Source organism: Hespellia stercorisuis DSM 15480, from assembly GCF_900142165.1.
In the GTDB taxonomy this organism is placed as follows: domain Bacteria; phylum Bacillota; class Clostridia; order Lachnospirales; family Lachnospiraceae; genus Hespellia; species Hespellia stercorisuis.
The window spans coordinates 98,648-113,558 of record NZ_FQZY01000007.1; the positions used below are offsets into that span (position 1 = coordinate 98,648).

At 46.4% G+C, this 14,911-nt stretch carries 16 protein-coding genes; all 16 read right to left on the minus strand.

Annotated features, from left to right (window positions below; genetic code table 11):
* Positions 1–10: 10 nt before the first annotated feature.
* Positions 11–1,543 (minus strand): hypothetical protein, encoded by a 1,533-nt coding sequence (locus BUB85_RS02070; RefSeq protein ID WP_073104373.1) that lies wholly within the window; start codon positions 1,541–1,543, stop codon positions 11–13.
* A complete protein-coding gene (locus BUB85_RS02075; protein WP_073104375.1) occupies positions 1,537–3,567 on the minus strand; it encodes a hypothetical protein in 2,031 nt (676 codons plus the stop codon). Before BUB85_RS02075 ends, BUB85_RS02070 begins: the two co-directional genes overlap by 7 nt.
* 12 nt (positions 3,568–3,579) lie before the next feature.
* Positions 3,580–3,942, minus strand: coding sequence for a hypothetical protein (locus BUB85_RS02080; RefSeq protein WP_073104376.1), 363 nt, complete (start codon positions 3,940–3,942; stop codon positions 3,580–3,582).
* Entirely contained in the window at positions 3,943–6,936 is a 2,994-nt protein-coding gene (locus BUB85_RS02085; RefSeq protein ID WP_073104377.1) for a phage tail tape measure protein, read from the minus strand.
* 62 nt (positions 6,937–6,998) lie between these two features.
* The gene (locus BUB85_RS21670) at positions 6,999–7,163 is read right to left on the minus strand and encodes a hypothetical protein (protein ID WP_200803527.1); all 165 of its coding nucleotides are present in this window, start codon (positions 7,161–7,163) and stop codon (positions 6,999–7,001) included.
* Entirely contained in the window at positions 7,160–7,537 is a 378-nt protein-coding gene (locus tag BUB85_RS02090; protein ID WP_073104379.1) for a hypothetical protein, read from the minus strand. Before BUB85_RS02090 ends, BUB85_RS21670 begins: the two co-directional genes overlap by 4 nt.
* 3 nt (positions 7,538–7,540) lie before the next feature.
* A complete protein-coding gene (locus BUB85_RS02095) occupies positions 7,541–8,203 on the minus strand; it encodes a major tail protein (protein WP_073104380.1) in 663 nt (220 codons plus the stop codon).
* Between the two features lie 32 nt (positions 8,204–8,235).
* Positions 8,236–8,547, minus strand: coding sequence for a hypothetical protein (locus BUB85_RS02100; protein WP_073104381.1), 312 nt, complete (start codon positions 8,545–8,547; stop codon positions 8,236–8,238).
* Positions 8,540–8,926: an HK97 gp10 family phage protein gene (locus BUB85_RS02105; protein ID WP_073104383.1), complete on the minus strand. Its 387-nt coding sequence runs from the start codon at positions 8,924–8,926 to the stop codon at positions 8,540–8,542. The genes BUB85_RS02100 and BUB85_RS02105 overlap by 8 nt, the downstream gene beginning before the upstream one ends.
* A gap of 1 nt (position 8,927) precedes the next feature.
* Positions 8,928–9,260 carry a phage head closure protein gene (locus tag BUB85_RS02110; RefSeq protein WP_073104385.1) on the minus strand — a complete coding sequence of 111 codons (333 nt, stop codon included), beginning with the start codon at positions 9,258–9,260 and terminating at the stop codon, positions 8,928–8,930.
* On the minus strand, positions 9,260–9,535 hold the full coding sequence (locus BUB85_RS02115) for a head-tail connector protein (RefSeq protein WP_073104387.1): 276 nt from the start codon (positions 9,533–9,535) through the stop codon (positions 9,260–9,262). The genes BUB85_RS02110 and BUB85_RS02115 overlap by 1 nt, the downstream gene beginning before the upstream one ends.
* A 66-nt stretch (positions 9,536–9,601) precedes the next feature.
* Positions 9,602–10,774 (minus strand): phage major capsid protein, encoded by a 1,173-nt coding sequence (locus BUB85_RS02120; protein ID WP_073104389.1) that lies wholly within the window; start codon positions 10,772–10,774, stop codon positions 9,602–9,604.
* Positions 10,775–10,788: 14 nt separating this feature from the next.
* On the minus strand, positions 10,789–11,544 hold the full coding sequence (locus BUB85_RS02125; protein WP_143160646.1) for a head maturation protease, ClpP-related: 756 nt from the start codon (positions 11,542–11,544) through the stop codon (positions 10,789–10,791).
* On the minus strand, positions 11,429–12,808 hold the full coding sequence (locus BUB85_RS02130) for a phage portal protein (protein ID WP_073104390.1): 1,380 nt from the start codon (positions 12,806–12,808) through the stop codon (positions 11,429–11,431). The genes BUB85_RS02125 and BUB85_RS02130 overlap by 116 nt, the downstream gene beginning before the upstream one ends.
* A gap of 70 nt (positions 12,809–12,878) precedes the next feature.
* Entirely contained in the window at positions 12,879–13,148 is a 270-nt protein-coding gene (locus BUB85_RS02135) for a hypothetical protein (RefSeq protein WP_073104392.1), read from the minus strand.
* A gap of 91 nt (positions 13,149–13,239) precedes the next feature.
* Complete coding sequence (locus tag BUB85_RS02140) at positions 13,240–14,883, minus strand: terminase large subunit (RefSeq protein ID WP_073104393.1); 1,644 nt, start codon at positions 14,881–14,883, stop codon at positions 13,240–13,242.
* Positions 14,884–14,911 lie beyond the last annotated feature (28 nt).

The following is a 14,911-nucleotide window of genomic DNA, read 5'->3' on the forward strand; positions in this document are numbered from 1 at the left end:
GTTCCCTCCTTTAATTGATGTAGGTAATCTTAAAGCGTGAAATAGCTGCATTATCATGAAGTGTAAACCGCAGAAATAATCGCTTTTCCTCGCTCAAGCTGTTATAAAGTTCCTCCACATCGGTATTCAGCCATTCGCCCAACACCATATCCTCCGTGTAGGTCTGACCGTTATCGACAGAAATCGACACCGTGACATCTCCGGAATACTCCGCTGTCATCATCTTGATGCCGAGAATCGAAATGTGGCTCATATCCGCCACGGCTTCCAGCACCTGTGGATACGGATAGGCTTTTACATTTGCTTTCAGCAGCTGTTCCGTTCCTCCGGCTTTCCACAGATACATCTGCATATTGTCGATTGGTGTCAAAATTTCTGTGGGCGGTATCTCTTCAAATCCATATTTTAAGAACATCGCCGCTGTCATATTTTCAATGGACACCTCCTGCAGGGTTCTGTCTGCGTAAGTATAAAAAGCATCTGCCTGCCGTAAGAGATAGGCAAAGGAATAGGTATCTGTTTCCTCATACATGGCATACACAATATTCCAAGTGCGGCCGCCCTCATCCTGATGATAAAAGCTGACCTGCGTACCGGCTCCGCTGCCATCAGCAAGATTCAGTGCTATGGTTGTACCGCCGCATATCAAATCCGATGTTCCAAGATACCCAGCATTGGTCGGAGTCTGAATCACATTGAGGAACATATCGTTATTAGACAGCAGGAATAATTCAAATATCAGACGGGTAGCTTCCACACGATTGTTGTAAGCTGTGTACCCCTCAAAGCGGATTTTTAGAAATTGCAGTCCGTTTGTAGTTTCTCCCAGCTGTCGGTAGATTGCAGTGGAGCAGCCGTCCCTTCGCAGGATACGAAGCTGTTCTGCTCCTGTGCCAAACCCGATCCAATGATTGCTTGAGATATACAGCGGATTGGCGGCGATGCCATTGAACATAAATCCGTCCAGACCCTCTGTGCTGAAGGTGCTGTCGTCGTTGTAGCCGTTGCTGATGGTTTCCATATTTTCTGCCGTGTTCAGGAATGGGAGCAGGATTGTTTTCTCCTGCCCGACTTCTGCAACAATGCGTATTTCAGACAGACCCACATACTTTACTCCCGTTTCTGCATCTGCCGTAAGTTTTAGGATAATGCGGTCACAGGAGAATGGCTGTACCGGCTCCATATCGCATCGGCTCTTGGATTCCTGCGGAAACTCACCTGTAAGCAACGGCTCTGTCATTTCTTCATCCGCATAGACTTCTACGGATTTTGTGATATGAATATTTCCGGTCGGCTTATTGACCAGCTCAATGCGGTAAATTTTAAGTGGCTGTGCAAATATCCATAAAAACTGCACATCCGTCACACCTTCCGCACCCTCCCAGTGGGTATCCCCATTTGCATCCAAAGCACGGAATGGGGAATAATCCGCACCCGCCACTTGATGCACAGAAGCGGCAGAAACCTCGCCCCACGAATCATTGTCCGTGAATACAGGCTGCTGCCACTTCGACCAGATATATTTTGATGCATCTATCAGCACATCGTCACCTCCATTTTCTCCACTCGCTCAAACGGCTCTGTGTTTACCGTCAAATGCTGCATCTGTCCGGCATTGATTTCCTCAACAGAGGATACAAATACATAATCGCTTATCATACAGAACGCACCATCCTCATTAACCTCAACCACGGTCTGGTCATAATGCGGTGGGAAGTCCTTATCCATAGTGAAGGTCTTGATAACCTCCACGGCTGTCACACGCTCGTTCAGGCGATGGTAACTAAACTCGCTTTCCGTAATTGGAATGCGTGTCAGTGGCTGTGTAATCGGACGAAGCACCAATCTTGGGAAGATAGCCGCAGCAGTATCCGTAAAGGCATCATAGCCGAATGCGGTCTGTGCAATCGGAATACGGTCAATGGTCTCGGAAATACTGATGCGTCCGTTCCAATCACCGATACCTGCTACAAGTCCCTGTCCGCTGATGGTTGCACGGATTTGTGATTCTCCAATGGTAAGCGTTCCGCCACTCATCTTAAAGAACACCGACAGCGTGTTTTCGCTGTTAGCAATAACCTGTGTGATAGGGAGGAACAGCGTCAAAATGTGTTTTCCGTTGATGCAGGTCTTTTTCGGATAGAAAGTTTTGACCTCTTCATCATTCATTTTGTAGGTAACAGTCAATTCACTCTCCCCAATTTTGGGGTAAGTGAAGGACACCTCTTTGGTAATAGGAACCGTTTCTCCCGCTTCATTTTCGCTATCTTCCGTCACAGTTCCGCTGACCGTTTCAATAACCTCATCGTTGCTGACTTCAAACAGTATTTCTGCCAGAAAGGTAGCCGTGGTTTCTTCCTTTGAGGTAAAGGCAATCGCCATGATTTCCGTATTGGAACTGCCGATGGTAAAAGGCGAAGCGTTGACGAAGTTATATACTACGATTTTTCCTGCTTCAATCTGATTGAGCAGTCCCGTGATATTCTTGTCATTCTTGCTTTTTGCCGCCGCCAGCTTTGGATTTTTACCCACACATTTTAGGCTGTGCTTGCCGCCGATTTTATAGGTAATGCTCGTAATGCAGGACAGCTGTTTCTCATCAGCATGGCCGCCGGAGAACCGCAGAATATCCATAGGGTCAAATGCCGGATTGCCGATGGTGGTGCTGTCAAGGGGGACATAATCCACTACAGCGATGGCATTTAGAATATTGGTTATGAGCCTTGCTCTTGTGGTTTTCAGACCAAATTGCAAAAGCGGATTTACACCAAGATTTAAGGTCAAAGCATCATCCGGGTCAAGAGCATAATACTCCGATTCCTCTGTGATAAGATTTGTAGAGGATACTGCGGTGTATCTCGTGACAAAATCAGAATAGCTGCTGTCATAGCGGTGCCTACTGGTTACCTCTGCCACAGGAGAAATGCCGTAAGGTATCAGTTCCAGCTTTCCTTCACGATTTATCTGACAGACACAGCCAAGCACCTGTGCCACATAGAAAATGAGGTCACGGTAGCTTTCCATATCATTGTCGGAATAGATGCCCAGTGTTTCCTTACCGTTCATCAGGGCTTCAATTTCAGCCTTGGTCTGGGCAAGTTCCACATTGCATTCGGTGCTTGCCATCAGTAGAAAACTATATGTCGTGCCGCCGGATGCCGACAGCTTGAGTGCTTTCTCAAAGCGGAGCATATAATCGTAGGCTTTCAGTTCCAGTGTTTTAATGTGGCGGTTTGCTTCGCTGACCTCAAAAACACCCATTGGTATGGTTTCTTCCGTGCCGTCTGGAAGAACAAGGTGGAAATATATCCTGACTTCAGCCTCATCCAGAGTGTAGCGGTCAATATCCGAAAATAGGGTAATGCCCATCTCTGCCGCATAAACCGTACCAAGTTCTATTTCATTACTGCCACAGCACTGCCTTGTGATATATCCACTGCCCTTAACAATGTCCTCATTGCCAAAGGCATACTCTTTTTTATTCTTTGTGACAATGGTGCCTGTCCAGTAATATTTTCTTGTGTTGCTTTCGATTGCATCCATAAATGCCCCAGATACAGGATACACAGACACCACCTCCTAAAATTCATTAAGCGTAAATGACACCGACCACAGACCTTTATACGAAGTGTCCTTATAGAGCTTCGCCTTGTAGCCTGTAATGTACATTTCAGTTTCTTTCAGTGCCAAATCCTCTGTATCAAAATACTGCACGGCTATCTTCGGCTGTTTGGAATATACCGTCAGCCGTTTCAGCCATGCGGCACTGACCGAGAAGGACACTCCTATCGTGACCACCCCGGCACGAACTACATCACGCTGAGTTGTTCCGGCCTCTGTTTCTCCGCCGGAGTCTGCTTCCACATCCGTCAAGTCCAGATCATAGGAATCCGGCAGAGGGAGTGGTGTGCCATTGAACTTCAAATATTGTATAAATGCCATTTATCTCCCTCCGCTTCTTAGATTGGTTCTCTGCTGTGCATTGACTACCACCTCATCAAGCATGGTGCCGCCAAGGTAGACAGGAATAACGATATCGCCACCTTGAACCCCAACACCTGCAAGTGCTTCTGTAATCGCTGTGGTAATGCCTGCAATGGTATCTCCAGCAGACATTCCGCCTAAGATACCGCTGGTGTCTGCCGTGCTGATTTTCGGATTGACCACCATATCAGCCGCCACTCCATCCATTGCGCTTGCCACCATGCCCTTGCTCTTTTCGATGCCCTTTGCCAGTCCGCTCATGAAGTCTGGCATCCAAGTTTCATAATCTGTCAGTGGTCCCTCATCTGGCACAGAGAAGTGCAGGAAGGACTTGATTTTATTTGCCACTCCACTGACAGCATCACCCACGGCACCGATACAACTTTTAATACCGTTAACAATACCCATGATTAAATCCTTTCCCCAGTTAAAGGCAGAAGATGCAAGGTTCTTGATATAACCGACTGCGTTATCGAAGCCACCTTTGATGGTATTGTAGATACCGCTGATGGTGCTTTTGATGCCATTCCACATGGCTGAAAAGGCATTACTCACAGCAGTCTTGATACCATTTACCACAGAAGTCACCGTAGATTTGATATTGTTCCAGACCGTGGTAATCGTATTTTTAATGCCATTTACCACCGTGGTAATGACGGTTTTAATCGCATTCCAAATTGTTGTGAATACCGTTTTGATGGCATTCAGCACTGTGGTTATCACAGTTTTTATGGTATTCCAAGCCGTGGTAAGGAAGGTCTGAATTGCTGTAACAATCGTGGTAATAAAGGTGCTGATGGCATTCCATACCGTGGTGACCACCGTCTTTATCGCATTGAAAACTGTAGTGATAATGGTCTTATAAATATTAAAATAGGTGGTAACAATGGTGCTGATTACATTCAGCACGGTCTGAAATACCAGCTTGATTCCATCCCATATCGTTGTGAAGAACGTCTGGATTGCCGTGAATACAGTGGTCACCACGGTTTTAATCGTAGTCCATGCCGTGGAGAGGAATGTGGAAATGGCTGTCACTGCCGTAGTAAATACAGACTTGATACCTTCCCACAACCCAGTAAAGAAATCTCGGATTCCATTCCACACGGTTTCTGCGACAGATTTAATTCCCTCCCAGACTGCTACGAAAAACTCCTTGATAGCATTCCATACTGCAATCGCAACTTCTTTGATATTCTCCCAAAGGTCAATCCAAAATTGACGGAAGTCCTCGTTGGTATTCCACAGATAAATGAATGCCGCCACGAGGGCTGCAATGGCTGCGATAATCAACACGATAGGGTTAGCAAGCATGGTCAAATTTAGTGCTGCAAATGCAGTTTTTACTGTATTGATGACTCCTGCAATTTTAGGAACCACCGTCATAATGGTACCAACCGCTGAGATAACCTTTCCAACCACAATCAGCACAGGTCCCAGTGCTGCTGCCAAAAGAGCCACGGTCACAACAACCTTTTTTGTACCCTCGTCCATGCCGTTGAGCCAATCTACGAACTTCTGCACCCAGCCGACAATCTGCTTGATGGCAGGCATTAAGAGCTCACCAAAGGAAATGGCAAGTCCCTCAAGAGCAGATTTTAAGATGGTCAGCTGACCTTGGAGGTTATCCAGCTGTGTGTCTGCCATCTGCTGTGCCGCACCGCCACTGTTGGTAATGGACTGCTGTAAATCATCCCAAGTATCGCCTGTGTTGGCAAGGAGAGCATTCACAGAGGACAGGTCGGTCTTATTAAAAATGTTATTGATGATGTTGGACTTCTCTTCGGAGGTCATACCATCCATGCTCTTATTGAGGTCACCCAAAATATCGTTCATGGAACGCATATTGCCCTGTGAATCATAAACATCCACACCAAGAGATTTCATGCTTGCCGCCGCTTTATCCGTAGGGTTCTGCAGGGAAAGAATAATATTACGAAGATGGGTACCGCCCTCTGCTCCTTTGACACCATTATTGGCAAGAATACCAAGAGCCGTGTTCAGTTCCGCTGTTCCGCCCTTGACAGACTTTGCAGTCGCACCAATGGTAAGAATACCTTCTCCAAGCTGTGCAACAGAGGTGTTGGTAGTAGATGCGGTCTTTGCCATCTGGTCTACCATCGTTCCGGCTTCACTGACTCCCATACCAAGAGCAGACATTGCATCGGTAACCATATCCGATGCAGATGCCAGTTCAATATCACCAGCCGCCGCAAGGTTAAGTACTGTTGGCAAGGTATCGCACATTTCCTGTGTATCATATCCGGCAAGAGCGAGGTAGTTCAGTGCTTCGGCACACTCACTTGCAGAAAATGCCGTTTCCGAACCCATCTTCTTTGCCAGCTTGCCAAGGGTATCCATTGTATTAACCGACTGACCATCTACCGTAGACATGGAGTCCTTGGTAATACCCATAGTAGCCTGCACCTGTGACATGGAGGACTCGAAGTTTGCCGCCGTAGCAACAGCCGCTGTTCCAAGTCCAGTCACGGCCGCTGTCACAGGAAGCAGTTTCTTTCCTGCATTGGAGATGTTATCACCAGTGGTTTTTAGCTTTTCTCCCGTAGCGGCAATCTTCTGCATTGCCGTGGCAGACTGATTTGCTTGTTCTTCTAACTTTTTAAGATCATTTTCTGTTTCAATAATTTCTCGATGAAGAGCATCATACTGCTCCTGTGAAATATCACCGTTTGCAAGTGCCGTATTTGCCTGTTCAGCCGCCGTCTTTAGGGTAGTCAGCTTTTCTTTGGTTTCAGATACCGCATCGGAGAGGAGTTTCTGCTTTTGTGCAAGCAGTTCTGTATTGCCGGGGTCCAGCTTTAGGAGTTTCTCTACATCCTTCAGCTGTGCCTGCGTGTTCTTGATTTCTCCGTTGACACCCTTTAATGCCGTTTGAAGTTTAGTGGTATCGCCGCCAATTTCCACTGTGATACCCTTAATTCTGTTTGCCATGCCAAAACACCTCCTTCCTGCGGGCATAAAAAATACACCGACCTTATCAGCCGATGCATTGGTTAAAATAAATCAAAGTCTTTTTGTGTTGCAACTTCTCTGTACTTAAAATCATCATTCCTGCTCTCTGCGAACATATCATTGACCATGCCAATTGTGAGTAAATCCAAATCACGAATTGATAAGCCAAGCTGTACACAGCGGAGCAGAAACAATGGTGTTGTCATTTCCCGCTCAGTTGAGCGAAGTTTTTTTTAGACTGAACATCCGTCTGCGTATTCAGTCCCCAAAGCTGAATCAGCTTTGGAAGAACTTGATAGATAGAAAATGTGTTGAAGCTGTCAAGCCAGTCCTCCGGAGAATCTGGGATAGCCGGGTCTGCGTGTTTCGCCATGATATAGGCGATATTCTCAAACATCTCAAGGGAGAACATATCTAAGTTGGAATTCTCCTCACTGCCGTCACCCACGGATTTTTCCAAGGAACGCAGGTCTTTATAAATGTCACGATGGAACTTCATTCTGTAGATACGAGGAATGGCGGCAGATGCCTTGAACGGCACCTGCTTTCCGTCAATCTCGATATTCTGTTTCATGCTCATAGATTAGACCTCCTTCGTAGTGGCAGTTGTCTTTGCTGCTGTAGTTGTAGTAGATTTTGCAGCCGATACAGACTGCACAGCAGGTTCAGCAGACGATTCTTCTTCCGCTGTTGGGAGATATACCGTCTTGTACCAGTTCTGATAAACCGCATCCGTGGTATCATCCCCGGTCTTTGCTTTCACATAACCGTTGGCAAGAGGTGTGGCAGTGAGTGCAAGCGTTTCTGTCTGCACCTCGATTTCATCTTCGTTGGTAGCAGATTCGATGCTCGGACGGCTTGCCGCACAGTTATACAGTACATGACGGATTTTCCTTACATCACCGTCAAACTCAAAAAGCAGTGCAAAGTTTGCAGTTTCCACATTGGCATTCTCCACCAGCACCTTATTGCTGTCCAGTTCCTCTTTCAGCACCTCGGTACGGAATTGCTCCGGCACCATCGCAAGTTCCAGATCACCGTCATAACCCATGTTGTTAGAAATCGTATAATACGCATAACCATCAGCATAGAAATTGCTCGGCTCTCCGTTGGCATCCAGTGCCAAGGAAACTGCACCCGGCATCGCCACAGGTGTGCCGAAAGTCACTGCACCATCTTCTGCAATATTCTGCAAGGCATAATGCACATTGCAGATATTGAATTTTACTTTATTCTTCTTAGGCATTGTTTTAATACTCCTTTCGGGAGGATTTACCCTCACATTTCAAATTGATATAGGACTTCATACAGCTTTTCGCTGTCAATCCATGTTTCGGACTTTTCATAGAAGATGCCGTATTTGTCCAGTACATCCTCCAGTTTCTGCTCCGCCGACAAGTCCTTGGTATCGGTGTACAGTTCGATGTTCACATCATTTATCTTATAATACACTCTGCCATCAGCGGCAAAGTTGTCACTGCCGGGGAGCAGATAACAGATAAAGGGTGGTTCTGGCGATTCGCCCTCTGCAAAATGGTCATAAGCAAAGGGGATACCGACTTTGTTCATAATAGCAATCAGCTTATCCATTTTGCAGGCTCCTTTCGATTTCTTCCTCCAGCTGACGGACTGCCTTTTCCTCTGCTGGAGCAATATGTGCTTTTCCTGCTACACGGCCGCCGCCACGCTTGGCATGACCATGCTCTAAAAGGTGTGCCAGCTGATAGCGGTTCTTGGAATGGACAGTCACTTCCAGCGAGTTGGAGGTTTCCTTGGTATTCTTCACTACCCAGCTTTTCGCATAGGCACCTGTGTCTGAGGGCGCATTCTGCTGTATTTCTTTTTTCACAGAAGTACCTGCTTTCTTAACCGCCTTTTTCATATCATCGGTGGCAAGATTAGCGTATTCCGTGAGTCCCTCCATAATGGCAGATGCCATATTATCAACCGATGTTCTGTCACTCGCCATATTACCGTCTCACTTTCTGGCATTTGAATTTTACGGACTTGTTTCTGTAATTCATGTGGTCAACCGAGAGAATATTGTAAATCTCTCCGCCAAACAGCACTCGGTACTCCGTGTTATTGATTTCTGACACACTCAGGCAATATCTGACAGAAAAGCTAAGGTCGGAATCGTCCACGGTAATGCCTGCCGCTGTAGTTTCCTTGCCATTCTCTCCGCTGACTGTAGCATAGCAGGAGTAAAATTCTGTCCATTCATTTTTGTGATTGCCGATGGCATCCACAACTACTGCTGACTTCTGGAATACCACTCTCACATTCAAAAGTGCAATGTCCATCAGAATCCCTCCTGTCTGCTGCCAAAGAGCAAAGCCCTGAGTGTAATCATTAGTGCGTGATGATCTGCATCCTCACGATGCTCATAAAGATATGCCACCGTATACAGCACCGCCGTCTTTGCGTTTGGCTCAGATGTGAGCCTATCAGAATCATCAGTTCTCATAATATCCATGCAGATTTTCTCCGCACTGGACAGAAGATACTCAATCAGAGAATCATCATCTGCAAAATCCACACGAAGATACTGCTTCATTTCATCTAATGCTACAAGCATATTTATCACCACCTCAATCCTAAAAGATTAGGCAGTGCCGCCACATTTGACAGCACTGCCATTAGATTACTCAGACTTCAACTTCAAAATCTGTACGGCTTCCGGCAGAATCAGCTTGCCGTCCACTCGTTCCTTTGCAACATAACCAATCATGCCGTTGCCTGCGAACAACTCACGAAGTTCGGAGAAAGAACGGCTGCCGCGATCACCGATGTTGTAATACTTGTAATCGCCAAAAGCAATGGCATCAGTCGGTGCATAGGCAGAAGTATGAACACTGTAACCGAGGATTTTATCCGGCTCACCAGCCTGATAAGAAGGCTGCCAAATGTAGGCTCCGTTATTGTCCTTCAGCTTACGAAGTACAGACAATGTCTGATCATTCAAAATGAAAGATGCATCCTTACGATACGGACGTTTAAGGGCATACACCAAATCCAGCATATCATCAGACTTGATTGCCGCAGTCAGCGTGTTTGCGATATGACCACCGCCAGTAGCAGCGAACAAACCAAGTGGTTTTCCAGTGCCGTCACCATTAAGGAACGCATCCTCTTCGGCATTTGCCAGTGCCTTACCAAACTGTGTGATGATGTAGTTCTCAAGACCGAATGCATTATCATACAGAAGTTCCTCCGTTACCTTGATGGCAACATGGAGTTTGTGTGCATCCAAGAGGATCTGGTCAAAGGTTGCATCGCCCCAGCTAAGTGCGCCGCCCTCTTCAATCCAAGATGCCGCAGGTTTTGTTGCTGCGATATTGATTTTATGCTCACCGCTTGTGGTAATCTTGGTAGCAAGGTTACGCATGATATTTTCTTCTGTCAAAATATCAATCAAGCGATGGTCATATTCCTCCGGCACAAGATAACCGCCATCGGCATCCACACCCTCCTGCAAAACATTGCTGACACGCTTGAAGTTGGAGCGGAAGGCATCCAGCATAGCGGTTTTATAAGCATTCGATGCACGGCCTGTTTTTTCCTCCGGCTCTTTGCCCATACCCGGTTTGGAAGTCAGCGGCTTATTGATAGGCTTAGAAAGTTCTGCCTCCATCTGCTCCTGACGCTCCAATCGGCTGATTTCCTTGCCGAGGTCATTGATTTCCTGCTCCATCTTGGAATAGGTGGCATCGTCCTCTGCGTTCAGAGTACCCTTGTCGGTACGATGGGAATCCAAAAATGCCTTTGCTGCATTCCATGCTGTGTTACGTTTTTCTCTCAGTTCTAAAATAGTCATAATAAAAATCCTCCTTAAATGTGTTGTTTGATAATATCGAGACGCTCCATGAGCGAATCAACGCTTCGTTCTGTGCTTTCCGGCACAGGCGGTTTCTTCTGGATATGACACTTCTTCGCAATCTTATCCATCAGTGAATTGGTCACTGCCACTTGGGAATACATCATTGAAACCTGTGGCTGTTCTACATTTTCCGTATTCTCACCACGATTCATGATTTCATCAGCAAAGCCAAGTTCCACAGCCTTGTTTGCGTTCATCCAGCTTTCCGCATCCATCAGATGGGACAGCTTCGCACGGCTCATTCCTGTTTTGATTTCATAGGCATTGATAATGGATTCCTTGACTTCCGAAAGCATATCAATGGCTTTCTGCATATCTCCCATATCACCAAATGCAATGGTTGCAGGATTGTGAATCATCATCATAGAAACAGGGGATACCAGCACCTTTGTGCCTGCCATTGCAATGACAGATGCCGCCGAAGCTGCAATGCCGTCAATCTTGACCGTAATATTTCCTTTGTAGTCCATCAGCATATTGTAGATTTGTGCAGCCGCCACGCAGTCACCACCGGGACTGTTAATCCATACAGTAATATCTCCACTGTCAGCTAACAGTTCCTCCTTGAAAAGCTGTGGTGTGACATCATCGTCAAACCAACTTTCCTCTGCGATTGTGCCGTTTAGAAACAGTGTCCTCTCCGCTTTCTGTTCCTGCGTTTCCTGATTGGTCACTGTCCTGTTCTTCCAGTTCCAAAACTTCTTCATCGGTTTTTTCCTCCTCTCCGCCAGTTCCTGCACTGGCTGCAAAAATGCCTGCATCTGCAAGCTTTGTCATATTTCCGTTTATCAGATATAGGTCACCTCCATCTTCAGTAGAGATAAGGTCGAGATTTTCCAGTTCTCTAATATCGTTAGCACTCATCCAGCCGTTCTGCCTTGCCGTAGCATAGCCGCTCATACGGCTTGCGTAATCACCACGAAGCAGTCCGTCCACATTGAATTTGATAAAATAATCCTTTTTATCCTTTTCAGAAATCAAAGCACGGATAAGTGATTGCTCCCAACGAACCAGCCATGGTTCCAAGGTGTATTTCACAAACTCCAAGGACTGCTGCTCAATATTAGAAAAGCTCGACTTCTCCAAATCTCCTACCATGTGAGGAGGGACTCGGAAAATTCGAGCAATCTCGTCTATCTGAAATTTTCGTGTTTCCAAAAACTGTGCCTGCTCCGGGGAAATGGAAATCGGTGTGTACTTCATTCCTTCTTCCAGAATTGCCACCTTGTTGGAATTGTGACTGCCGCCGAAACCTTTATTCCAGCTTTCTCTGATAGCATCTGGGTTCTTGACCGTTCCCGGATACTCCAAAAGTCCGCCCGGTGTCGCACCATTTGCAAAGAACTTGGCACCATATTCCTCTGTGGCAATGGAGAGTCCGATAGCATTTTTCGCCATTGCAATGGGCGAATATCCCACAAGACCATCAAATCCAAGTCCCGGAACATGAAGCACATCCGATGGCTTTAGGATAACCGTTCCACTTTTCATGGTATGAGCATCGGAATCCGACACTTGGTATTGATAATAGATATTTCCCTTATCATCTCTGTCCACGCTCATGCGGTTTGGCATCAGCGGATACAGTGCTACCACCTCACCCTTGCCGTTTCGGATAATCTGCGAGTAGGCATTTCCCCACAGTAATAGGTGGGTCATAAGAGTTTCCCGAAAGACAAAGGATGTCATTTCCGAGTTCGGCTCATCATGAAGGAGAAAATACAGCGGATTATCCAGTGCTTTTTCTTTGCCGCCACTATCGGTATAACGATACAGATGCAGTGGCAGTCCTGCAATAGACTCAGATAAAATTCTCACGCAGGCATACACTGCCGTCATCTGCATGGCTGACCGTTCGTTGACAGGCTTTCCTGCTGTTGAGCCACCGAATAAAAAGCGGTAGGCACTGCCCGATGTACTGTCGGTCACAGGCTTATCCCTTGACCGAAACAGTCCCGATAAGATTCCCATAAGCATTCACACTCCTTTCAAAAATGGGCATAAGAAAAGCACCTACCGTTTCTGATAGATGCTCTCATCATTATTTCTGATTTATAAAATCCTCAAATGCTTTTAATGCATTAATGCAGGTTTTACTTGACCGCATTCCAATAGCTTCATATTCTCCGCCATAATCATACTTAGAAACAATGAAATGAATGTCTTTTGTTAGCTCTGCAAGCGTAATATTTTCGTTCTTACATACAAGTTCAATACGGTTATAGTAGCTATATACCGTACTTTTTCGTCCGGATTTTGTGTATTCTGAAAATCCCTGCGATACCAAATAGTCATAGAATTCTTTTAGCATAAGAAACAACCACCTCCATAAAGCAATTGTACCACATTATCGTGCAGCCGAATTATGATTTTTTAAAATCATAGGCGGTTGCACATCTGCATCAGATAAACAAAATTCCTCGCTCGTCATAAACCGATGCACCACTGTCGGCACCACAGCGAATGGCTCTGTCCAGTCCCATAATCGTGGCAATGGCACCGTCAATCTTCTCCGTGGATTTTTCCTTGTCTGCCTTGATGTTTCCGGCAGGGTCGGTTCGGATGAAGATGTTGTCCATGTTCCATCTTAGAACCGGGTGGCCGCCGTGGGCGATTTTCTGCTCCAGTGTCAGTTTCATCAGTTCCTTGGTGGGAGGACTCATATCCTTAAATCCCTGTCCAAAGGGAACGACTGTAAATCCCATTCCCTCAAGGTTCTGCACCATCTGCACAGCACCCCAGCGGTCAAAGGCGATTTCACGGATATTAAACCGTTCGCCCAGTTTTTCTATGAACTTTTCAATGTAGCCGTAATGCACCACGTTGCCCTCCGTGGTCTGCAAATATCCCTGTCGTTCCCACACATCATAGGGGACATGGTCACGGCGAACACGCAGGTCAAGGGTTTCTTCCGGTATCCAAAAATATGGGAGAATGATGTATTTATCTTCATCGTCCTGCGGAGGGAATACCAGTGCAAATGCTGTAATATCTGTGGTACTGGAAAGGTCAAGACCGCCGTAGCAGACACGGCCTTCCAAATCGTCCTCATTTACAGCAAAGGAGCATTTATCCCATCTGTCCATTGGCATCCAGCGGATTGCTTGTTTTACCCACTGATTCAGACGAAGCTGACGGAAGGAGTTCTCTTCGCTGGGGTTCTGCTTTGCCGACTCACAGGCGGCTTTTACCTTATCAATCCCTACCGTAATATCAAGGGAGGGATTGGCTTTCTTCCACACCTTTGGGTCTGTCCAATCATCCGACTCATCGGCACCATAAATCACTGGATAGAAAGTTGGGTCGATTTTTCGCCCCTCTAAAATATCCTTTGCTTTCTGGTGCGTTTCATAACAAATGGAATGAGTATCTGTCCCGGCTGTTGTGATAAGGAAATACAGCGGCTGCATACGGGCATCGCCGGAACCCTTGGTCATAACATCAAACAGTTTTCGATTCGGTTGGGTATGCAGCTCATCGAATACCACTCCGTGTATATTAAAGCCGTGCTTGGAGTAGGCTTCTGCTGACAGCACTTGGTAAAAGCTGTTGGTTGGGATATACACAATTCTTTTCTGCGAGGTCAGTATTTTCACTCGCTTGGACAGTGCCGGACACATCCGCACCATATCCGCCGCCACATCAAAAACGATGGTAGCCTGCTGTCTGTCGGCGGCACAGCCATAAACCTCTGCTCGTTCCTCTCCGTCCCCGCAGGTCAGAAGAAGTGCCACGGCAGCTGCCAGTTCTGATTTTCCCATCTTCTTCGGAATTTCCACATAAGCTGTATTAAACTGCCGATACCCATTGGGTTTCAGCGTTCCAAATAAATCACGGATAATCTGTTCCTGCCAGTCAATCAGTTCAAATGGCTTTCCTGCCCATGTACCCTTGGTGTGGCAAAGGCTCTCGATGAAGGCAACAGCGAAGTCCGCCGCATCCTCATCATAGTGGCTATCCTTTACCTTGAACTTGGTAGGTCTGTATTTCTTTAGCTTTCGCAATGCCGTCACCTCCGTTTCATGGCATAAAAAATGACCTGCCATCGGCAAGCCTCAGTAACAAGATACAGAG